This is a genomic window from Lentzea sp. (assembly GCF_036380075.1).
Classification (GTDB): domain Bacteria; phylum Actinomycetota; class Actinomycetes; order Mycobacteriales; family Pseudonocardiaceae; genus Lentzea.
This window is the reverse complement of record NZ_DASVFL010000068.1, coordinates 1-20,945: the sequence shown is the minus strand read 5'-3', so window position 1 is coordinate 20,945 and position 20,945 is coordinate 1. Positions and strand designations below refer to the sequence as shown.

Here is a 20,945-nt window from a genome sequence, read left to right as displayed (position 1 = left end):
ATGGTCGAAGACTCCCCTGTCGTGCTGGACGGTCAGTCCCTCGGCGCCGACGACGTGGTGCGCGTGGCGAGGTACCACGCTCCGGTGGCCCTGCACACCGACGGCCTCGCACGGCTCGAAGCATCGTGGCACGCCAGCCAGCGGCTCGTGGTGCGACGACAGGTCTACGGCCGCACGACCGGCGTCGGCGCGAACCGCGACCAGATCATCAGCACCGAGGGCTGGGCCGAGCACGGTCTGCGCCTGCTGCGCAGCCACGCCGGCGGCCTCGGCGGCATGCTCCCCGAGGAGCAGGTGCGCGCCATGATGGTGGTGCGCCTCAACCAGCTCTTGGCCGGCGGCGCGGGGGTGCGCCCGGCCGTCGCCGACGCGTTGCTCGCGGCCCTGAACAGCAGCTGCTACCCCGGTGTCCACGAGTACGGCGCCATCGGCACCGGCGACCTGACCGCCCTGGCCGAGACGGGCCTGACCCTGCTCGGCGAGCGCTACTGGCTCGGCTCGACGCAGACCCCGGACCCGATCGAGCTCGACTCGGGCGACGCGCTGGCGTTGATCAGCAGCAACGCCCTGACCATCGGCATGGCGGGCCTGGCCTGGCAGGACGCGCACCAGCTGCTGAAGGCCACGCACGTGGTGGCCGCCCTGTCGTTCCTGGCCGTCGACGGCGCCGTCGAGGCCTACGACGAACGCGTGCACCTGGGCCGCCCCCACCCAGGCCAGGTGGCGGTGGCGGCGGAGATGCGCCGCCTGCTCGCGGAGCCCGCGCGCCCGCCGGCCCGCATCCAGGACCCGTTCGGCTACCGCTGCTTCCCGCAGATCCACGGCCCGGCCGTCGACGCCGCCACCGACCTGGGCCGCGTCCTGGACGTGGAGTTCAACGCCGCCGCCGAGAACCCGCTGATCGTCGCCGACCACTTCGGCCCGTCCGACGACGCCGCCTACCACCACGGCGCCTTCCACAGTGCCTATCTGGGCCAGGCCCTGGACCGGCTGCGCCTGTCGATGCTGCACACCGGCCACCTGTCGACCGCGCGTCTGGCCACCCTGGTCGAGCCGAACTTCACGGGCCTGCGCCCGTTCCTGGCGGAGGGCGTGCGCGGCAGCTCGGGCGTGATGATCCTGGAGTACAGCGCCAACTCCGCGCTGGCCGAGGTCAGGACCCTGGCCGAGCCCGCGAGCATCGGCAACGCCGTGGTGTCGCGCGGCCAGGAGGAGAACTCGAGCTTCGCGTTCCAGTCGGCGTCGCAGGCGCTGCGGTCGCTGGGCGCGTTCCGGCTGGTGCTGGCGTGCGAGGTGGTGGCGGCCGTGCGGGCCCTGCGCCTGCGCGGGGTGACGCCGGAGACGCCGGCGTTGCGGGCGGCGTTCGAGGCGGCGGAGGCGAAGCTGAACCCGGACATGGCGGACCGGCAGCTGAGCCCGGACGTGGAGGTGGCTTCGGGGCTGCTGGACGACTTCGCCCACTGCTGAGGTCCGAGGGCGGGGGGGCGGTTCGCGGGGTGGGGACGACAGAGGACGCGCGGGCGGGTGAACGGCGGGACCGCTGGGCGGCAAAGGGCTGGCAGCCGAGGTGGGGGCGGCGTCAGCGGGCAAGGTGGCGGGCGTGAGGCACGGCTGGTGGGTCGGCGGAGGTAGGTAGCCGGCAGGACAGCAGGGCAGGCGCGGCGGTACCGCTGGCGGCAAGGGGTTAGCAGGCGGGGTGGGTAGCCAATGGTGGTGGCCGGTCGGCAGAGCAGCTGGCAGGCAAGGTAGGGCTGGCAACGCTGGCAGGCAGACAGGCCCGGAGGGTGCTGGGCGGCTGGCAAGCGAGTTGAGGGCGGCTGCACCGGCGGGCGGCCGCGGCTGGATGGCTGGGCGACGGAGCGGGCCGGGTTCGCCGAATGGCGTGAGTGGGGCCCTCAGCCAGCGTCGGAGAGGCGGCCTGCGGTGGGACGTGCGGACGGTGGCGGCTGGGCCGAGGTTCGTGAACGGGCCGGCCGCTTGAGGTTCGAGACCGGGACGGCCGACTGAGGGGCGCGGCGCACAGCCACCCGAGCCGGGGTGCGCCGCCATCCCCGGTCGGCGCATCCCGGCCCTGACGGCCCGCGGCCTCACCCAGGCAGCGGCCTCACCCAGACAGCGGCCGGGGCACCCCGGCCCCGGCCCAAGCCGTCAGCCCCCTGCCACCGAGGGCAGGATCTGGATCTCCGCGCCCGCCGGTAACGGCGTGGCCGGGCCCGAGAGGCGGCGGCACTCCTCGCCGTTGACGTAGAAGTTCACGTAGCGGCGCAGGGCCGCGCGTTCGTCTCGCAGGCGGCGGTCGAGGCCCGGGTAGGTGCCGGCGAGGACGTCCAGGGCCGCGCCCAGGGTGGGTGGGTCGGGGACATCCACGGTGACGGACGGCCGGCCGTCGGTCACGCCCCTCAGGACGCCCGGTATCAGGACCGTCACCCTCACGTGGGGATCACCGCCGCTCGCACCGACATCACGTCCGGCAGGTGGGCGGCCACCCGGTGCCAGGTCTCGCCCTCGTCGGGGCTCGCGTAGACCTCGCCCGAGCGGGAGCCGAAGTAGACGCCGGGGACGGGTGCGGTGTCGGTGCACATGGCGTCCCTCATCACGGCCGTCCAGAAGTTGTCCGGCAGGCCCGAGCCCAGGGCCTGCCACGAGGCGCCCGCGTCCCGGGAGCGGTAGACGCGGCACTTGCCCTCCGGCGGGAAGCGGCGGCCGTCGGCCTCGATCGGGAACGTGAAGATCGTGTCCGGGTCGTGCGGGTGGACGACCATCGTGAAGCCGAAGTCGGTGGGCAGGCCGTCGGCGATGGACTGCCAGGTGTCGCCGCCGTCGTCGCTGCGGTACACGCCGTGGTGGTTCTGGGCGTAGAAGCGGGACGGCGACGCCGGGTGTTGCGCGACCTTATGGACGCACTGGCCGAACTCCGGCCACGGGTCCGGGAAGAAGTAGGCCTTGATGCCCTTGTTGCGGGCCTCCCAGGACTTGCCGCCGTCGGCGGTGCGGTAGACGCCGCCGGTCGACATCGCCACCAGCACTCGGTCCGGGTCGGCCGGGTCCGGGACGATCGTGTGGACGGCCTGGCCGCCGAAGCCCGCCTCCCACTCCGGGCGGTGCGGGTGGTTCCAGAGGCCCTCGACGAACTCGAACGAACGGCCGCCGTCCAGGGACTTGAACAGCGCGGACGGCTGGGTGCCCGCCCAGACCACGCCCGGTTGCGAGGCCGGGGCCGGTTGGAGCTGCCACACGCGTTCCAGCGCCGCGTCCTCCACCGGGAACGCGATCGGGGGCGACGACGACTCCTCCCAGGTGGCACCGAGGTCGTCCGAGATGGACACGCCGGGACCGAAGTGCGGCGAGGCCACGCCCGCCAGCAGCCGCACGCCGGAGCGGGTGTCGAACGCGACCGCGTACACCTCCTGCATCGCGTGGTGCGGTCCGTCGACCTCCCACGTCACCCGGTCCTCACTGCGCGCGAGCCACAGCCCCTTGCGCGTCCCGATCGCCACGACCACCGTCATCGCAACGCAGCCTCCTCACGAGAAAGGTGTGATGCGGAGCACGTTACGCCGGGGGTCCGACAATTTCCGCGCACGCGAGAAACCCCACGTAGACCCGCAAGTTACTCACTGGTAGCGTCCGGCGGAGACCAGAAGGAGGCGCCCCGTGCTGCTCGACCCGAACCACTACGACCCGGCCCATCTCGACGACGAGACCCGCCGCCTGCTCAAGGCGACCGTCGACTGGTTCGAGACTCGCGGCAAGCGGCAGCTCATCGCCGACGCGCAGGACAAGGTCTGGTACGCGGAGTTCCTCGACTTCGTGAAGCGGGAGAAGCTCTTCGCCACCTTCTGCACGCCGGCGAGCGTCGACGGCACGAAGCGCTGGGACGCCGCCCGCAACGCCGCGTTCAGCGAGGTGCTCGGCTTCTACGGCCTGCAGTACTGGTACGCCTGGCAGGTCACGGTCCTCGGCCTCGGCCCGATCTGGATGAGCGGCAACGAGGAGGCCAAGCAGAAGGCGGCCGCGCTGCTCGACTCAGGCGCGGTGTTCGCGTTCGGCCTCTCCGAGAAGGAGCACGGCGCCGACGTCTACAACACCGACATGATCGTCACGAGGACCGAGAACGGTTACGTGGCCAACGGCGGCAAGTACTACATCGGCAACGGCAACGTCGCCGGCATGGTCAGCGTCTTCGGCAAGGAGGGCGACGACTACCTCTTCTTCGCCGTCGACAGCCGGCACGAGAACTTCAAGCTGGTCAAGAACGTCGTCGACAGCCAGATGTTCGTCAGCGAGTTCCGCCTCGAGGACTACCCGCTGACCGACGCCGACATCCTCCACCGCGGCCCCGACGCCTTCTCCGCCGCGCTGAACACCGTCAACGTCGGCAAGTTCAACCTCTGCACGGCGACCATCGGCATCTGCGAGCACTCGTTCCACGAGGCGATCACCCACGCCCACAACCGGATCCTCTACGGCAACCCGGTCACGGACTTCCCGCACGTGCGGCAGAACTTCGTCGACGCCTACGCCCGCCTCGCCGCGATGAAGCTGTTCTCAGACCGCGCCGTCGACTACTTCCGGTCGGCGAACGAGGACGACCGCCGCTACCTGCTCTTCAACCCCATCACCAAGATGAAGGTCACGAGCGAGGGCGAGCACGTCATCGACCTGCTCTGGGACGTCATCGCCGCCAAGGGCTTCGAGAAGGACACCTACTTCACCCGCGCCACGGCGGACATCCGCGCGCTGCCGAAGCTCGAGGGCACCGTGCACGTGAACCTCGCGCTGGTGCTGAAGTTCATGCCGAACTACTTCTTCAACCCCCAGGCCTACGACGAGGTCCCGACCCGCCACGACGCGAGCGACGACGACTTCTTCTGGCACCAGGGCCCGGCCCGCGGCCTCGGCAAGATCCAGTTCCACGACTGGGAGCCGGTCTACGCCGAGCACGCCCACCTGCCCAACGTCGCGCTGTTCCACGAGCAGGCCAAGGCGGTCAAGACGCTCCTCGCCACCGCCGCGCCCGACGAGGCCCAGCAGAAGGACCTCGACTTCCTGCTGAACCTCGGCCACCTCTTCACCCTGGTCGTCTACGGCCAGCTGGTGCTGGAGCAGGCCAAGATCACGAACGCGGACCCGAACGTGCTCGACCAGGTCTTCGACGTCCTGGTCCGCGACTTCGCCGGCTACGCGACCGCGCTGCACGGCAAGGCGAGCAGCACCGAGGCCCAGCAGCGGTGGGCGCTCGCCCAGATCCGCAAGCCGCACGCCGACCAGGCCCGCTTCGACGCCGTCTGGCAGCAGGTCTCGAGTCTCTCCGGCCAGTACGAGATGCGCCCCTGACCGCACGGGTGGGCGCCGGGAGAACCCGATGGCCTCTTGACGCCCACCCGCGCCGAGCGCTTCCATGTGTCTGATCGTGTTCGAACTTGTTCTGTCTTGAGCACGACCGCCGCCGCCTGACGAGTCCCTTGTCACGAGGAGCGCGTGCACGTGGATCAACGCAGATCGAAGTGGCGCACGGCGGCGGTGGCAGTCCTCATCACCGCCGGCGTGCTCGTCCCCCCGGCCGCCCAGGCGCAGCACGTGCGCAAGGACGACGGCCTCGCCCTCACACCGCCGATGGGCTTCAACAACTGGAACAGCACGCACTGCCGTGACGAGTTCGACGAGGCGATGGTCAAGGGCATCGCCGACCTCTTCGTCGCCAAGGGCCTGAAGGACGCCGGCTACCAGTACGTCAACATCGACGACTGCTGGGCGTTGCCCGACCGCGACGGCGGCGGCGACCTCGTCCCGGACCCGGCGCGGTTCCCCAACGGCATCAAGCACGTCGCCGACTACGTGCACGGCAAGGGCCTGAAGTTCGGCCTCTACACCAGCGCGGGCACCAAGACCTGTGACAGCGACGGCTTCCCCGGCGGCCTGGACCACGAGGAGCAGGACGCCCGGCTGTTCGCGAGCTGGGGCGTCGACTACCTCAAGTACGACAACTGCAACAACCAGGGCGTCGACGCGAGGTACCGCTACACGAAGATGCGCGACGCGCTGGAGGCCACCGGCCGCGAGATCGTGTTCAGCATCTGCGAGTGGGGCGAGAACAAGCCGTGGGAGTGGGCGCGCGACGTCGGCCACCTGTGGCGCACCACCGGTGACATCAGCGACAGCTGGGACTCCATGCTGTCGATCGCCAAGCGCAACATGGAGCTCGACCGGCACGCGGGCCCCGGCCACTGGAACGACCCGGACATGCTGGAGGTCGGCAACGGCGGCATGACCGACGTCGAGTACCGCAGCCACTTCAGCCTCTGGGCGATCATGGCCGCACCGCTGCTGATCGGCTCCGACCTGCGCAAGGCCACGCCGGAGACGTTCGCGATCCTGGAGAACCGCGAGGTCATCGCCGTCGACCAGGACGCGCTCGGCGTCCAGGGCAAGGTCGTCAGGAACGACGGCGGCACCCACGTGCTCGTGAAACCGCTCAGCGGCGGCGACCGGGCCGTCCTGCTGTTCAACGAGAACGACAGCCCCGTCACCACGTCCGTCACGGCGGCGGAGCTGGGTTTGGGCAACGCCACCGGGTACAGGGTCCGCGACCTCTGGGCGAAGACCACCACGCACACCGCGGGTTCGATCACCGCGGCACTGCCCCCGCACGGCTCTGCCATGTTCCGGGTGAGCGCCGCGAACGACTGGTACCGCTACCCGCCGGCCGTCACCACGGCCGCGTCCGGCGAGCTCCTCTACCCCGGCGCCCTGCCGATCGCGCCACCCGGCCGGTCCGTCACCTACACGACCTCGGTGACCAACGACGGCCGCCTGCCGGTCAGCGGGGTCCGGGCCCGGCTGGGCGTTCCCCGCGGCTGGACGGCGAAGGCCACCACACCGAGCTCCACCGCCGTCCTATCGGGACAGAAGGCGTTCACCACCACCTGGCAGGTGCAGGTTCCCGCCGACGCGGTGGAGGGCCGCTTCCCGATCGAGGCGAGCTTCACCTTCCACAGCCCGAACGAACGCGCTCCCGTGCACCGGAAGCATTCCGTCGAGGCCTACGTGCCGGGCGCGGCGCCGAAGGGCGACCAGTTCGTCAGCGACCTGAAGTGGTTGCGCGGCACCAACGGCTGGGGTCCGGTCGAGGTCGACGCCACCAACGGCGAGACGGCGGCGGGTGACGGCGGCCCGATCACCATCCGCGGCACGGTGTTCGCGAAGGGCCTCGGCACCCACGCCCCCGCGCAGATCGAGTACTACACCGGCGGCAACTGCTCAGCGGTGACCGCGACCGTCGGCATCGACGACCGGAAGGCCGACCCGGCGAGCCTCGTGAGCTACGAGGTCTGGGCGGACGGCAGGCTGGTCCACGACAGCGGCCCGGTCACGGCCACCGACGCCGCGAGACCGCTGGCGGCGGACGTCTCGCAGGCCGTCGTCGTGCGGCTGGTCGTGAGGGACGGCGGCAACGGCAACGCCTACGACCACGCCGACTGGGGTGACCTCAGGATCACCTGCCGGTCGGCCTGACCTGCGGCTGCCGGGCACTGGCGAAGACCGTGCGGCGTGGAGTAACTTCCCTGCGACGTACGGCGTACGCAGGAGGATCCGTCGGCATGACCGAGTCCAAGGCGCTCAGAGCGCTGCGCGAGGCGATCGTCCTGGAGCACATGGAGTCGCAGAACGACCACGACTTCGACACCTCCCTGACCACGTTCCCCAGCCCGCGCTACGAGATCATGGCGTCCGGTCAGGTCCTCGACGGGGTGGACGACGTCCGCGCGTACTGGCAGCGCACCCGCGCGGCGTTCCCCGACCAGCTCACCAAGGTCGTCGACGTCCACCACGCCGACGACGCCGTGATCGTCGAGTTCGAGCTCCAGGGCACGCACCTCGGCAGCCTCACCGGGGAGGAGGTGACCGGCCGCGCCTTCAAGGTGCGGATGGTCGGTTTCTTCCTCTTCGACAAGGACGTCCTGGTCTGCCAACGGATCTACGGCGACACCGCGACCGTGATGTCGCAGCTCGGCATGATCGACGTGCCAGCCGAGTTCTAGGGCCGCTGGAACACCACCCGGACCTCGCCGACCACCTGACCGCCGCCGAGCACCGGCACGGACAGGTGCTCCTCCGCCGGGGACACGTCGAACCCCAGCGCCGCCAGCGCCGTGAGCCCGATGGCGGTGGTGGCGCGGGGGTTGCCGTCGAGCACCTTCACCGCCACGGCGTGCCCCGCCGCCGTCGCCAGCACGAGCACGCCCTCGGCACCGCCCTTCGCCACCACGCCGGGCAGCAGCCGCATCACGGAGGTGTTCACGTGCCCGGTTCCCCCGACGTACTCGGGAAAACCGCGCATGGCGTCGGCGACGGGTGTCCGCGCCAACCCCTGCATCGCACGCGCCAAGCCGTGCAACGACAACCCGAACACCGGCGCGCCGCACCCGTCGACCGCCGTGTGGGCGACGGCCTCGTGGGACAGTTCCTCGACCGTCCGCAACACCAGCTGCTGCAACGGGTGCGCGGGCTCCAGATAGGTCTGCGTCGGCCACCGCGACGCCACGCACGCCGCCAGCATCGCCGCGTGCTTGCCGGAGCAGTTCATCCGCACCCGTGACGGTTCGCTCAGCCGTCGCCGCGTCTCCTCGTCCTCCGGCCAGGAGGCAGGACACCGCAGCAGCCCCAACGGCAGCCCGCCCATCAGCTGCACCACCAGCTCGGCGTGCCGGTTCTCCCCCGTGTGCGACCCGGCCGCGATCGCCAGCGCCGGACCCGTCAGCGGCGCTCCCGCGGACAGGCACGCGAGCGCCTGGAACGGTTTCAGGCACGACCGCGGCAGCACCAGGTCCTCCACGGCGCCCACGGAGACGCCGACGTCGCCGGACGGCAGCAGCCCGAGGACGCTGCCGTGGTGCAGGCTCTCCACGAAGCCGGACCGGGTGACCTCAGCGAGCAGTGCGGGCACGGGAAGCCTCCAGCCGGTGCGCCAACCGGGACAGTCCCAGGTTGACCACGAGGTAGACGAACGCGACGACGAGGAACGTCTGGATCAGCAGGCCGTTGTAGCTCGCGAGCACCCGTCCGTTGAACAGCAGCTCGGTGTAGGACACGACGTACCCCAGCGAGGTGTCCTTGAGCAGGCTGACGGCCTGGGTGACGAGCAACGGCGTCATGTGCCGCACGGCCTGCGGCAGCACCACGAACCGCGTCACCACGCCGTCCGCCATGCCCAGCGACAGCCCCGCCTCGCGCTGACCGGGGTCGACGGACTCCACCCCGGCCCGGAAGATCACCGCGTAGGACGCCGCGTGCGACAACGCCAGCGGCACCACGAGCTTCCAGAACAACGGCAGGTTCACGCCGAACGACGGCAGCACGAACAGCATGACGTACACGAGCAGCAGCACCGGAATGGTGCGAACGACCTCGGCGTAGCCGCGCGTGAACCGGTTGGGCCGCAACGCGAGCAGCAACCCGCCCGCCATCGCCAGCATCCCCGTCGCGCACGCCGCCACCACCGTCGACCACAGACCTCCGAGCAGATAGCGCCACACGGGCCAGGTCAGGTACGGCCTCCACCGGGTGGCGTCCAGCTCGCCGCCGGCCGCGAACTGCCGCAGCCCCAGCACCACCAGCCCCAGCAGCACGACCGCGGACACCACCGAGACCCACAGGATCCGGCGGCGGCCACGAGGACCGGGAGCGTCGAACATCAGGCCAGCCGCCGTTCCAGCGCCCGCGCCCCGAACCCGATCCCGGCCGCCATCACCAGGTAGCAGAGACCGACACCGGTGAAGACCAGCAACGGCTGGGCGAGCTCCAGGTTGATCCGTTGCGCCGCACGGGTCATGTCCACCACGCCGACGACCCCGGCCAGTGCCGTCGCCATGGTCAGCGCGATCGCGATGTTCGCCAACGGCTGCACGACGCGCTTGCCCGCCTGCGGCAGGATCACGTGCCGCAACGACTGCCGGAACGACAGCCCCAGCGCCCGCGCGGCCTCGCCTTGCCCGGAGGCCACCGAGTGGACACCGGACCGCAGCGCCTCCGCGACGAAAGCCGCCTCGTACAGCGCGATCGCGACGCACGCCGTCCAGAAGAGCGGCATCGTCACGCCCACCTCCGGCAGCCCGAACACGAACAGCACCAGCCAGGCCAGCAGCGGGACGTTGCGCCACACCTCCACATAGACCGCGCCCACGGCCCGCAGCAACGGCACGGGCACGATCCGCAGCACGGCCACCGGCACCCCGACGAGCACCGCCCCGGCGAACGACAGCAGGGTCAGGGCGACGGTGTTCAGGAAGCCTTCGAGGACAAGGCTCATGAGTCGATCGCGGGTGGCGTCGGCGCGTCTCCCGCGACCACGGTGCCGATCGTCTGCTTCCAGACCTCCTGCCACAGCCCGGACTCGCCGATCTGGCGCAGCCAGTCGTTCACGACCTTCGTGAACTCGGCGTCGCCGTGCTTGATGCCGATGCCGTAGAGGTCCTCGGTGAACGGCTCGCCGACGAGCTGGAGCTCGTCGTCCTTGGACGCGTCGGCGACGAGGATCGCCTGGTCCTGCACGTAGGCCTCGCCGCGGCCCTGCTTCAGCGCGGTCAGGCACTCGGGGTCGGAGCCGAACTCGACGACCTCGGCCGTCGGGGCCGCGTCGCGCACCGCCTTGACGCCCGGCGTGTTCGCCCCCACGATCACGGTCCTGCCGGCCAGGTCGGCGGGCTCGGCGATGCCGGACGTGCCCTTGCGCACGGCGATCGACTGGCCGGACCGGTAGTACGGGCCGGCGAACGACACACGCTCCCGGCGGGCGGGCGTGATCGTGTAGGTCTGGATGACCACGTCGACCGTGCCGTTGGACAGCAACGGTTCGCGCGTCTCGGAGGTCGCGCTGAGCAGCTCGGTCTCCGGCTTGCCCACGAGGTACCGCGCGAGGAGCTTGCCCAGGTAGGCGTCGAACCCGGTGAGCTCGCCGCTGACCGGGTCGAGCTGGGACAGCAGCGGGGCGTCCTGGGAGCCGCCGACCAACAGCTTCCCGCGCTGCCGGATGCGGTCGACAGCGGAGCCGGGGGTGACCTGGCCCGCGTGGACGGGTGCCTTGGCGAGCAGCGCGTCGAGCTTGCTCCCGCCACCGGGAACCGCCTCGGAGCCGCCGGAGCACCCGGCCACGAAGAGCAACAGCGCGGCTACGACCAGTTTCCCCATGCGGCGAAGCTACTGACGGTGTTCGAGGGAGCACAAGACGCGGCGAAGCCGCCTGTCCGATACAGGACAGACGGCTTCGACGTCAGATCAGATGTGCTGACCGGTCGGACTCAGACGGCGCGGACGCCCTGGGCCTGCGGGCCCTTCTGGCCCTGACCGATCTCGAACTCGACCCGCTGGTTCTCCTCGAGAGCCTTGTAGCCGTTCATCTGGATCTCGGAGTAGTGGACGAACACGTCGGCGCCACCGTTGTCGGGGGAGATGAAGCCGAAGCCCTTCTCCGCGTTGAACCACTTGACGGTGCCCTGTACTGCCATCTTGCTACTTCTCCTCCACAGGTGCCGGATCGCGTTCGCGACCACCGGGTCAAGTCGGAACAGCGACTTCTCCGGAACCTGGAGAACCCTCACGCTCGCGACCTCGTTTTGCGCGAGCGTGGTACCACGAACACGAAAACGTACGACCATGGACAGTCAACCACGGCTCCCCGCCTCCAGTCGAGCCATCAATTTCACTGCTAACGTGAGGACCCGAACGACCTTCTCGGAGGTGTCGCGTGCCCGAGCAGACGACCTTGTCGATCAAGGCAGAAGTGGCTCCAGACGTGCGGAGCGGACTGCACGCGATCGCCCGCGAGCACCTCGCGGACACCCCGTCCCGCCCGCCCTCCGGAGGCGGTGACGTGATCACGAACAGCCTCACCGGCACCGTGCGCGGAACCGTGTTCCAGATCGGCAAGGTCCACGGGAACGTCAACGACAACAGGTAACCTGGTGGGTCGTTGACCCCAGGGGGCTGTGCTTGACCGGCAGCGAACGACTGCTCTTCTTCTTCATCGGCTTGGTGACCACGTTCGTGTTCATCCGCATCAGCGTGCGCATGATCAGGGCCAAGGTGCGCTGGTGGCCGCGCAACATCGTCCACGGCGACACGCACGTGCACCACGTCGTGTTCGGCACGGTGCTGCTGCTCCTGTCCAGCGTGAGCAGCCTGATCATCCCGGACGACCTCTACGGCGCCCGGTGCGCGGCCGCGGCGGTGGTCGGTGTGGGCGCGGCTCTCGTGCTGGACGAGTTCGCGCTGATCCTGCACCTGAGGGACGTGTACTGGACGAAGGCCGGCCGGCTCTCGGTCGACGCCGTCTTCCTCGCCGTGGGCCTGACCGGCACGTTCCTGCTCGGCGCCCGGCCGCTGGGCTACGACGAGGTGCTCCAGCTCAACCCGGACACGACGCCGACGGACACGTTCACGCTGCGGGTCATCGCGATCGGCGTGAACCTGTGCCTCGCGATCGTGGCGCTGCTCAAGGGCAAGATCTGGACCGGGCTGCTGGGCCTGCTCGTGCCGGTGGTGCCGGCCGTGGGGGCGGTGCGGCTGGCCAGGCCGGGCTCGCCGTGGGCGCGCTGGCGCTACCCGGAGGGCTCGCGCAAGCTCACGCGGGCCTACCGCAGGGAGGCGCGGATCCGGCAGCCCATCATCCGCGCCAAGATCGCCGTCCAGGAGTTCATCTCCGGCCGGCACGACCTGCCCGACTGAGCAGGCGTGCCGGACCGGTGGGGGCACCTCGTCGTGCCCGCCACCGGTCCGGGTCTCAGCCGCCGAGGATGTCCTGACCGGCGCACGCCGCCGCGAGGTCGCCCGCGCAGAGCTCCTGCGGCTTGACGATCCCCTCGGTGACGAGGGTCCTGACGGTGTCCTTCTTGATCAGCGTCGCGCCGAGCAGCACCGACTTGATGTCGCGCCGCGCGACCGGGTCCCGCAGGTTGCCGGTGGCGAGGTCGTCGGCACCCTCCAGGTCACCGCGGGCGACCGCGATGGCCAGCCTGGCCGCGGCCTCCGCCTCGTCGCGCACCGGCTTGTAGACGGTGTTGCACTGCTCGCCGCGCAGGACGGCCCGCAGGCCCTCGATCGTGGCGTCCTGACCGGTGACCGGGACCTTGCCCGCGAGGTTCTTCTTCTTGAGCACCTCGATGACCGCGCCGGCGAGGCCGTCGTTGGCCGCGACCACGCCGTCGACCTTGCCGCCGTTGCCGTTCAGGATCTCCTCGAACAGCTGTCCACCGAGGACGTTGTCCCACTCGGCGACGGCCTGGGTCTTCACGAGCCTGAGCGCGCCGCTGTCGTACTTCGCCGACAGCCTCGACTTCTGGCCCTGCGTGAAGAGGGTGGCGTTGTGGTCGGTCGGCGCGCCCTCGATCTCGATGATCTGGGCGCCTGACTTCTCGCCGAGGCAGCTGAGCAGACCGTCGGCCTGGAGCTGGCCGACGTTCACGCTGTCGAAGCCCACGTGGTACTCCGCCTGGCCGCCGAGCGTCACGCGGTCGTAGTCGATGACCGGGATGTTCGCGGCCTTCGCCTTCTTCTGGACCGCGATGCCGCCCGCCGCCGACAACGGCGTGATCATCAGGACCTTCACCTTGCGGCGGATCATCTCGTCGGCGATCCGGGCGAACTTCGCCTCGTCGCCTTCCGCGTTGTCCATGAAAGGTTCGATGTCCGCGTAGTTGAACGCCTGGGTCAGCAGTGGGCGATCTTGTTCTTCCCAGCGCGCGGAAGTCGTCCGGTCGGGGAGGATTACCCCGACGATCGGTTTGGGCCCGCGCGCCGGCAGCGTCGGAGTGCCCTGACCTGCGTCACCACAGGCGGTCAGGAGAAAGAGCAGGCACGCCGACGATGCCATTACCCGTCTTCGCATAAACGCGGAGTCCAACGCCTGAATCTTGTTAAGTCAAGATTTCTTCTCATAACGTCACTGTCCGGCGCCGGTCGACTACCCCTCGATTCCGCGCGAGAGGCACAACGGGCACGAACGGGCGAAGGGCGTTCAAGATCGGTTTTCGACGACCGGTCCCGAACGCCCTCCGGTAACGCTCACGAACTCAGCCCGCGACGATGTCCTGACTCGCACACACCGACGCGAGATCGGCGGTGCACAGCTCCTGCGCCTTGACGACGCCCTCGGTGACGAGCCGCCGGACGCTGTCCTTCTTGATCAACGTGGCACCGAGCAGCACGGACTTGATGTCGCGCCGCGCCACCGGGTCCCGCAGGTTGCCGGTGGCGAGGTCGTCGGCACCGTCCAGGTCACCCCTGGCGACCGCGATGGCGAGCCTCGCGACCGCCTCCGCCTCGTCGCGCACCGGCTTGTAGACCGTCATGCACTGTTCGCCGCGCAGGATGGCCTGCAGACCCTCCACAGTGGCGTCCTGACCGGTGACCGGCACCTTGCCCGCGAGGTTCTTCTTCCTGAGCACCTCGATGACCGCGCCCGCGATTCCGTCGTTGCCCGCGACGACGGCGTCGACCTTGCCGCCGTTGCCGTTCAGGATCTGTTCGAACAGCGGGCCGCCGATGTCGGGTTTCCACCCCTCCACCGACTGGGTCTTCACGAGCTTGAGAGCACCGCTCTCGTACTTGGGACCCAGCACCGACTTGTGCCCCTGCGCGAACAGGGTGGCGTTGTGGTCGGTCGGCGCGCCCTCCATCTCGACGACCTGGGCGCCCGGTCTCTCCCCGAGGCAGCCCAGCATTCCCTCGGCCTGCAGCTGGCCGACGTTCACGCCGTCGAAGCTCACGTAGTACTCCGCCTGGCCACCGAGTGTCAGGCGGTCGTAGTCGATGACGGGAATGCCCGCGTCTTTCGCCTTCTTCTGCACGGCGAGACCACCCGCCGGTGACAGCGGCGTGGTCACCAGGACCTTCACCTTGCGGCGGATCATCTCCTCGGCGATCTCGAGGAACTTCTTCTCGTCGCCGTTCGCGTTCTCGATGAACGGTTCGATGTCCGCGTAGTTGAAGGCCTGTGTCAGGAGAGGACGATCCTGCTCCTCCCAGCGAGAGGAGCTCGTTTGGTCGGGAAGGATTACTCCGACGATTGGTTTGGGACCACGCGAAGGCAGCGTCAGAGCACCCTTGTCCGCATCACCGCAGGCAGAGAGCAGAAAGAGCAGGCATGCCGACGTTGCCATTACCCGTCTTCGCATAAGCGCGAAGTCCATCCTCAAAATATCAACAAGTCAAGATTCCTTCCTATAACGTCACCCTCCGCTGCCGATCGACTACAGTTCGATTCCGTACGAAAGGCGCTGATGCCGGGCGCGATTTCGTGCGAGTGTGTCGGACTCGGGTGGCGATCGGGGGCTGCCCGTGGTGGTGGATCCAGCCCTGACCGGGTGTGAGGAGACAGCTAGGTGAGAACGCGCAGAACCGTGATGGCGGTGGCGGCGACGGTGTCGCTGGTCGCCGCGGGCACTTCGGCGGCGGGGGCAGCGCCGGCCTCGGTTTCGGGGCAGCAGAAGGACACGGAGTACACCGTCCTGCTGGAAAGCCCTGGCAACCGCGACTTCGCGATCGACGCCGTGCGCAAGGCGGGTGGCGAGGTCGTGCGGAGCAACGACGCCGTGGGCCTGCTGACCGTCAAGGCGCCCGCGAACGGGTTCGTGGAGAAGGTCTCGGCGTCCAGCGAGGTCGTCGGTGCCGCTCGGTCCAAGCCGATCGGCCACACACCCAAGGCCGACAAGGTCAAGCGGGAGAACGTCGAGAAGGAGAACAAGAGCGAGAAGCCGAACAAGGCTCCCGCCCAGCAGGGGTCGACCGCGGGCATGGACCCGCTCGACGGCGACCTGTGGGGCCTGAACCTCGTTCGCTCCAACATCGCGCGGGCCAAGCAGGCCGGTGACAAGCGCGTGTACGTCGGAATCCTCGACACCGGTGTGGACGGTTCCCACCCGGACATCGCGCCGAACTTCAACAACGAGCTCTCGCGCAACTTCACCATCGACATCCCGAACGACGCCGACGGCGGCGTGTTCGACGGCCCGTGCGAGTTCCGCGGCTGCGTCGACCCGGCCAACTGGGACGACGGCGGCCACGGCACGCACGTCGCGGGCACCATCGGTGCCGCGGCCAACGGCTTCGGCATCTCCGGTGTCGCGCCGAACGTGTCGCTCGTGAACATCCGCGGCGGCCAGGACGCGGGCTCGTTCTTCCTCCAGCCCGTCGTCGACGCCCTGACCTACGGCGCCGACATCGGCCTCGACGTCATCAACATGTCGTTCTACGTCGACCCGTGGTACATGAACTGCGCCAACGACCCCACAGCCTCGGCCGAGGAGCAGCTGGAGCAGCGCACGGTCATCGCGTCCGTGCAGCGCGCGCTGAACTACGCGCACCGCAAGGGCGTCACGCTGATCGGTGCCGGTGGCAACAACCACGAGGACCTCGGCAAGCCGCGCACGGACACCGTCAGCCCGAACTACCCGCCGGGTCACGCGCGTCCGCGTCCGATCGACAACGCGACCTGCCTCAACCTGCCCACCGAGGGCGACCACGTGATCTCGGTGTCCGCTCTCGGCCCGTCGACCGCCAAGGCCGACTACTCGAACTACGGCCTCGAGCAGACCGCGGTCTCGGCTCCCGGCGGCTACTTCCGCGACGGCCTCGGCACGCCGTGGTACCGCACCAACGAGAACCTGATCCTGTCCACCTACCCGCGCAACGTCGCTCTCGCCGAGGGCGCGATCGACGAGGCCGGCGAGATCACCCCCGACGGCCTGGCCGCGGGCGTGAAGAAGGCCGTGCAGGGCGACAAGGTCGGCTACTACCAGTACCTGCAGGGCACCTCGATGGCCGCCCCGCACGCCGCCGGTGTCGCCGCGCTGATCGTCAGCCAGTACGGCAAGAAGGACAAGGGCCGTCCCGGCCTGACCCTCGACCCCGACAAGGTCGAGAAGGTGCTCTACAAGACCGCGACGCAGCGCGCCTGCCCGAACCCGCGCACCGTGTCGTACGTCAACGTCGGCCGCACGCCGGAGTTCGACGCCACCTGCGAGGGTGACGCGAAGTTCAACGGCTTCTACGGCCACGGCATCGTGGACGCCTACGGCGCCGTCACCCGCGGTGGTCAGTTCCTGTAAGTCCCAACTGGACAGCAATCGGCTCCCGGTCGTCTCGACCGGGAGCCTTTTGTTTGCGACGAAAGTAGATCGTGCCGCCGACCTTCGTCTGAACCTTTCCGGCCGCCTTGACCGTGCCGCAGCGGCATGGTTTCCACTGGGTGGTGTCAGACCGAGTGGAAGGGGACGTCGTGGGGTGGAGCACCAGTCAGCTGGCCGAGCTCGCCGGCACGACGTTGCGCACGATCCGGCACTACCACGACGTGGGGTTGCTGCCGGAGCCCGGGCGGAAGGCGAACGGCTACAAGAGCTACGGCGTGACGCACCTGGTGCGGGTGCTGCGGATCAAGCGCCTCACCGACCTCGGGTTGTCGCTCACGCAGATCGCCGGCCTCGGGGACGGGGACGAGCACCCCGGTGAGGCGTTGCGCGAGCTCGACGCCGAGCTGGCCGCGACGGTCGAACGGCTGCAGCGGGTGCGCGGCGAGATCGCGGTGATCCTGCGGCAGGAGGCGCCGACCGACCTGCCGCCGGAGATCGCGGCGACGCTCGCGCACACGGACCTGTCACCGCAGGACCGCGCGTTCACCGTCGTGATGGCCCAGCTGCTCACGCCGGACGCGCTGTCGTCGTACGCCGAGGTGCTCAAGACGTACGCGAGGGTGCCCGTGCTCGTGGAGTTCGACGAGCTGCCGGAGGACGCGGACGAGGAGACCCGCCAGGACCTGGCCGACCGCATGCGCGTCGACCCCCTGGTGCGGGAGATGCAGGCCGCGTTCCCGGATCCGACGCGCGTGCGGGGTGCTTCGCCGCACAGCGACAAGTTCGTGGCGCAGACGATCGTCAAGACGATCGCCGAGCTCTACCACAAGGCCCAGCTGGACGTTCTCGTCCGCATGAACGGCTGACGTTCCACAGTTCCGGCGTACCGCGAGGGTGCGTCGTCGGGGAGGTATTTGCGAATGCGAAAAACGTTGTCGCTGGCCGCGGTCGTGACCGCCGCCGCAGCAGCACTGGTGGCGGCGCCGGGGGCGTCGTCGGCAGCGCCGGTCACGAAGGTGAACTGGGTGGCGTGTCCGGCCGACGTGGCGTTGCAGGACCTGGAGTGCGGGACGCTCAGCGTGCCGCTCGACTACCGCGAGCCCGAGGGCCGCAGGACCGAGGTGATGATCTCGCGGCTGGCCAGCAAGAACCCGGCGAAGCGCAAGGGGATCCTGCTGACCAACCCCGGCGGGCCGAGCGAGGGGCTGACGTTCCCGTTCGTGCTCAAGGCCATCGGTCTGCCGCAGAGCGTGCTGGACGCCTACGACGTGATCGGCATGGACCCGCGCGGGCTCGGCTACAGCTCGCCGTCGACGTGCGATCTGACCGAGCAGCAGCAGGCGACGGGCAGCGTGCCGCCGTACGCCGTGAAGCCGTCGGACGTGCGCGCGTGGGCCGAGGAGACGAAGAAGATCGCACAGCAGTGCCTGCGGTCCTCCACCGCGGACGCGCTGCCGCACAACACGACCAGGAACATCGCCCACGACCTGGACAGCGTCCGGGCCGCCCTCGGTGAGCGGAAGGCGTCGTTCCTCGGCTACTCGTACGGCAGCTACCTGGGTTCGGTCTACGCCACGCTGCACCCGAGGACCGCGGACCGCGTCGTGATCGACAGCAACCTGCCCGCGACCGGGTGGGACGTCGAGGGCGGCCGGCTGATGGGCCGCGGCGTCGAGGACACGTTCCCGGACTTCGCGAAGTGGGCGGCGGCCCACCCCGAGTACGGCCTGGGCACCACCCCGGACCAGGTGCGCGCCAAGTACTTCGACCTCGCCGGCCGGCTGGACCGCAAGCCGTCCGTGGAGGGCCTCACCGGTCAGCAGTTCCGGATGCTGGTGTTCAGCGGCCTGTACTCCACCGGTGACGCGTCGTTCGCGAAGATGGCCGCGCAGTGGCGAGCGCTGGACGCCGACCAGCCGTTGCCGCCCATCGAGATCCCGGACATCTCCCGCGTCGAAAGCCTGATCTCGGGCCGCCTCAACGTGATCTGCGGCGACTCCGAGTGGCCTTCCTCGGTGCGGACCTACGAGCGCAACGTCGCGATCGACCGCGTCCGCCACCCGATGTTCGGCGCCGCGGCGGCGAACATCCAGCCGTGCGCGTTCTTCCCGAAGCCGGCGCAGAAGCAGGTCCTGCCCTCCGACAAGGGCCCGCACAACGTGCTGATGGTGCAGAACGAACGCGACCCGGCGACGCCGCTGGCCGGCGCCCTGACGACGCGCCGCGCGTTCGGCGACAGGGCCGCGATGATCACCGTCGACCACGGCGGCCACGGCTCCTACGTGATCGCCAAGAACAAGTGCGCCGACGACAAGGTCACCGAGTACCTGCTCGGCGGCCGGCGCCCGAACGACACGAAGTGCGCGGCTGAGACCAGCTGACCCCCGATCCGGCGGAAGCGTGTGCACCACAAGCGTTTCCGCCGGATTGCACTCCTCTTGCCTTATGTCCGTTTCGCGAATTAGTAAAGACTCTTGCCAATAAAGGTCTGAACCCCTTACCGTTGCTCCCACGCCGCCCGGGACCCCACAATCCCTGCCCCGGAGGGAACTTCGTGAAACTCACTGGACGCATCGCGGCCGCACTCCTCACGTGCGCCGCGCTGATCACCACCACGGTCGGTACCGCCTCGGCGGCCAACCTCGACGAACCGCGCCTCAAGGACATCGCGATGCAGATCGTGTCCAGCGCGGAGAACTCCTCGACGGACTGGAAGGCCCAGTTCGGCTACATCGAGGACATCGACGACGGCCGCGGCTACACCGCGGGCATCATCGGTTTCTGCAGCGGCACCGGCGACATGCTCGACCTGGTCGAGCTCTACAAGTCGCGCAAGCCGGGCAACGTGCTGGAGAAGTACCTCCCCGCACTGCGCAAGGTGGACGGCACCGACTCGCACTCGGGCCTGGACCCGAACTTCACCAAGGACTGGAAGACCGCGGCCAAGGACTCCGTCTTCAAGGCGGCGCAGGAGTCCGAACGGGACCGCGTGTACTTCAACCCCGCGGTGGCACAGGGCAAGGCCGACGGCGTGCGGGCCCTGGGCCAGTTCGCCTACTACGACGCGATCGTCGTGCACGGCGACGGTGGCGACAAGACGAGCTTCAGCAACATCCGCAAGCGCGCCCTGGGCAAGGCCAAGCCGCCGTCGCAGGGCGGCAACGAAACCACGTGGCTGAACGCCTTCATGGACGCCCGCGTGTGGGCCATGAAGCAGGAAGCGGCCCACGAGGACGTCTCGCGCATCGAAACGGCCCAGCGCGTGTGGCTGAAGGCCGGCAACTTCGACCTGAAAACGCCGCTGAAGTGGAAGGTGTACGGCGACAGCTTCGAAATCAGCTAGGTCTCCGGCTGGCAGAACGGAAGAGGAGGGCGCCCGCAGGGGACGCCCTCCCCTTCTCTCTCACAACAGCTGGCAGGCACCAACCAACCGCGAAGCCGAAGGCGAGCCGACAAGACCCCCGCACTTCCAAGCGAAGCCGAAGGCGAGCCGTCTTTTCCTTCCGCCGCTTAGAGCCGGTGAACCCACCCGTTCTTGTGCGATTGGGGCTTGACTTTGGGTGCGAGGTGCTACCCCTTTCGGGCTCGGCCGGTCGCGAAGCGTCCGGCCGTTTTCCGGCCGACCACAGCACCTCGCAAGGGCCCCGAAGTCAAGCCCCAATCGCTATCGACGCGTCAGCGGCGATGCACCCCGGTCATTCGTCCGAGGTGCACGACCACGCTGGGACAGGCACAGGGACAACGCAACAGGAGCACGCTGGAACCCCGCCCGGCCCAATCCCACAAGACGCCCAACGCAAAAGGCCCCCGGCAACCAAGCCG

Annotated in this window: 19 protein-coding genes; 10 read left to right on the top strand and 9 right to left on the bottom strand. The window is 69.4% G+C overall.

Features of this window, described 5'->3' with window-relative positions; all coding sequences use genetic code 11:
* Window positions 1-1,467: an aromatic amino acid ammonia-lyase gene (locus VF330_RS08715; protein ID WP_330850998.1), complete on the top strand. Its 1,467-nt coding sequence runs from the start codon at window positions 1-3 to the stop codon at window positions 1,465-1,467.
* A gap of 681 nt (window positions 1,468-2,148) precedes the next feature.
* Here VF330_RS08715 and VF330_RS08710 read toward each other — a convergent pair.
* Window positions 2,149-2,433, bottom strand: coding sequence for a MoaD/ThiS family protein (locus VF330_RS08710; protein ID WP_330850997.1), 285 nt, complete (start codon window positions 2,431-2,433; stop codon window positions 2,149-2,151).
* Complete coding sequence (locus VF330_RS08705; RefSeq protein WP_330850996.1) at window positions 2,430-3,509, bottom strand: exo-alpha-sialidase; 1,080 nt, start codon at window positions 3,507-3,509, stop codon at window positions 2,430-2,432. The genes VF330_RS08710 and VF330_RS08705 overlap by 4 nt, the downstream gene beginning before the upstream one ends.
* A 145-nt stretch (window positions 3,510-3,654) precedes the next feature.
* Between VF330_RS08705 and VF330_RS08700 the strand changes: the two genes are divergently transcribed.
* From VF330_RS08700 to VF330_RS08690, 3 genes are all read left to right on the top strand, one after another.
* Window positions 3,655-5,337, top strand: a complete 1,683-nt coding sequence (locus VF330_RS08700) for an acyl-CoA dehydrogenase family protein (RefSeq protein ID WP_330850995.1) — start codon at window positions 3,655-3,657, stop codon at window positions 5,335-5,337.
* Window positions 5,338-5,487: 150 nt separating this feature from the next.
* Window positions 5,488-7,515 (top strand): NPCBM/NEW2 domain-containing protein, encoded by a 2,028-nt coding sequence (locus VF330_RS08695; protein ID WP_330850994.1) that lies wholly within the window; start codon window positions 5,488-5,490, stop codon window positions 7,513-7,515.
* An 86-nt stretch (window positions 7,516-7,601) separates the two neighbouring features.
* Window positions 7,602-8,042: an ester cyclase gene (locus VF330_RS08690; protein ID WP_330850993.1), complete on the top strand. Its 441-nt coding sequence runs from the start codon at window positions 7,602-7,604 to the stop codon at window positions 8,040-8,042.
* On the opposite strand, the gene VF330_RS08685 is transcribed toward VF330_RS08690, so the two are convergent.
* The 5 genes from VF330_RS08685 to VF330_RS08665 form a co-directional block, all read right to left on the bottom strand.
* Window positions 8,039-8,947: an asparaginase gene (locus VF330_RS08685; RefSeq protein ID WP_330850992.1), complete on the bottom strand. Its 909-nt coding sequence runs from the start codon at window positions 8,945-8,947 to the stop codon at window positions 8,039-8,041. The genes VF330_RS08690 and VF330_RS08685 overlap by 4 nt on opposite strands.
* Window positions 8,928-9,695: an amino acid ABC transporter permease gene (locus VF330_RS08680; RefSeq protein ID WP_330850991.1), complete on the bottom strand. Its 768-nt coding sequence runs from the start codon at window positions 9,693-9,695 to the stop codon at window positions 8,928-8,930. The genes VF330_RS08685 and VF330_RS08680 overlap by 20 nt, the downstream gene beginning before the upstream one ends.
* Window positions 9,695-10,309, bottom strand: coding sequence for an amino acid ABC transporter permease (locus tag VF330_RS08675; RefSeq protein WP_330850990.1), 615 nt, complete (start codon window positions 10,307-10,309; stop codon window positions 9,695-9,697). The genes VF330_RS08680 and VF330_RS08675 overlap by 1 nt, the downstream gene beginning before the upstream one ends.
* A complete protein-coding gene (locus VF330_RS08670; RefSeq protein WP_330850989.1) occupies window positions 10,306-11,187 on the bottom strand; it encodes a glutamate ABC transporter substrate-binding protein in 882 nt (293 codons plus the stop codon). The genes VF330_RS08675 and VF330_RS08670 overlap by 4 nt, the downstream gene beginning before the upstream one ends.
* 110 nt (window positions 11,188-11,297) lie before the next feature.
* Complete coding sequence (locus tag VF330_RS08665) at window positions 11,298-11,504, bottom strand: cold-shock protein (RefSeq protein WP_030468404.1); 207 nt, start codon at window positions 11,502-11,504, stop codon at window positions 11,298-11,300.
* A gap of 239 nt (window positions 11,505-11,743) precedes the next feature.
* Here VF330_RS08665 and VF330_RS08660 point away from each other — a divergent pair, with 239 nt between their 5' ends.
* Together VF330_RS08660 and VF330_RS08655 are read left to right on the top strand one after the other, a co-directional pair.
* The gene (locus VF330_RS08660; protein WP_330850988.1) at window positions 11,744-11,956 is read left to right on the top strand and encodes a hypothetical protein; all 213 of its coding nucleotides are present in this window, start codon (window positions 11,744-11,746) and stop codon (window positions 11,954-11,956) included.
* Window positions 11,957-11,988: 32 nt separating this feature from the next.
* Complete coding sequence (locus VF330_RS08655; RefSeq protein WP_330850987.1) at window positions 11,989-12,723, top strand: hypothetical protein; 735 nt, start codon at window positions 11,989-11,991, stop codon at window positions 12,721-12,723.
* 55 nt (window positions 12,724-12,778) lie between these two features.
* Here the strand turns inward: VF330_RS08655 and VF330_RS08650 are convergent, their stop codons facing one another.
* Together VF330_RS08650 and VF330_RS08645 are read right to left on the bottom strand one after the other, a co-directional pair.
* Window positions 12,779-13,882: a sugar ABC transporter substrate-binding protein gene (locus tag VF330_RS08650; protein WP_414675358.1), complete on the bottom strand. Its 1,104-nt coding sequence runs from the start codon at window positions 13,880-13,882 to the stop codon at window positions 12,779-12,781.
* A gap of 184 nt (window positions 13,883-14,066) precedes the next feature.
* Window positions 14,067-15,155, bottom strand: a complete 1,089-nt coding sequence (locus VF330_RS08645) for a sugar ABC transporter substrate-binding protein (protein ID WP_330850985.1) — start codon at window positions 15,153-15,155, stop codon at window positions 14,067-14,069.
* A 243-nt stretch (window positions 15,156-15,398) separates the two neighbouring features.
* On the opposite strand from VF330_RS08645, the gene VF330_RS08640 reads away from it, so the two are divergent.
* The 4 genes from VF330_RS08640 (at window position 15,399) to VF330_RS08625 (ending at window position 20,466) form a co-directional block, all read left to right on the top strand.
* On the top strand, window positions 15,399-17,102 hold the full coding sequence (locus tag VF330_RS08640; protein ID WP_330851011.1) for a S8 family serine peptidase: 1,704 nt from the start codon (window positions 15,399-15,401) through the stop codon (window positions 17,100-17,102).
* A 170-nt stretch (window positions 17,103-17,272) separates the two neighbouring features.
* Window positions 17,273-17,989, top strand: coding sequence for a MerR family transcriptional regulator (locus VF330_RS08635; RefSeq protein WP_330850984.1), 717 nt, complete (start codon window positions 17,273-17,275; stop codon window positions 17,987-17,989).
* Between the two features lie 54 nt (window positions 17,990-18,043).
* Complete coding sequence (locus VF330_RS08630; protein ID WP_330850983.1) at window positions 18,044-19,504, top strand: alpha/beta hydrolase; 1,461 nt, start codon at window positions 18,044-18,046, stop codon at window positions 19,502-19,504.
* 173 nt (window positions 19,505-19,677) lie between these two features.
* Complete coding sequence (locus tag VF330_RS08625) at window positions 19,678-20,466, top strand: chitosanase (RefSeq protein ID WP_330850982.1); 789 nt, start codon at window positions 19,678-19,680, stop codon at window positions 20,464-20,466.
* Window positions 20,467-20,945: the final 479 nt, after the last annotated feature.

Bases quoted from the DNA above. Each gene is read 5' to 3' on its own strand.
- VF330_RS08715 (WP_330850998.1), top strand. From the start codon at position 1: ATGGTCGAAGACTCCCCTGTCGTGCTGGACGGTCAGTCCCTCGGCGCC.
- VF330_RS08645 (WP_330850985.1), bottom strand. From the start codon at position 15,155: ATGGCAACGTCGGCATGCCTGCTCTTTCTGCTCTCTGCCTGCGGTGAT.
- VF330_RS08630 (WP_330850983.1), top strand. From the start codon at position 18,044: ATGCGAAAAACGTTGTCGCTGGCCGCGGTCGTGACCGCCGCCGCAGCA.
- VF330_RS08675 (WP_330850990.1), bottom strand. From the start codon at position 10,309: ATGAGCCTTGTCCTCGAAGGCTTCCTGAACACCGTCGCCCTGACCCTG.
- VF330_RS08640 (WP_330851011.1), top strand. From the start codon at position 15,399: ATGGCGGTGGCGGCGACGGTGTCGCTGGTCGCCGCGGGCACTTCGGCG.
- VF330_RS08705 (WP_330850996.1), bottom strand. From the start codon at position 3,509: ATGACGGTGGTCGTGGCGATCGGGACGCGCAAGGGGCTGTGGCTCGCG.
- VF330_RS08665 (WP_030468404.1), bottom strand. From the start codon at position 11,504: ATGGCAGTACAGGGCACCGTCAAGTGGTTCAACGCGGAGAAGGGCTTC.
- VF330_RS08690 (WP_330850993.1), top strand. From the start codon at position 7,602: ATGACCGAGTCCAAGGCGCTCAGAGCGCTGCGCGAGGCGATCGTCCTG.
- VF330_RS08670 (WP_330850989.1), bottom strand. From the start codon at position 11,187: ATGGGGAAACTGGTCGTAGCCGCGCTGTTGCTCTTCGTGGCCGGGTGC.
- VF330_RS08680 (WP_330850991.1), bottom strand. From the start codon at position 9,695: ATGTTCGACGCTCCCGGTCCTCGTGGCCGCCGCCGGATCCTGTGGGTC.
- VF330_RS08650 (WP_414675358.1), bottom strand. From the start codon at position 13,882: ATGCGAAGACGGGTAATGGCATCGTCGGCGTGCCTGCTCTTTCTCCTG.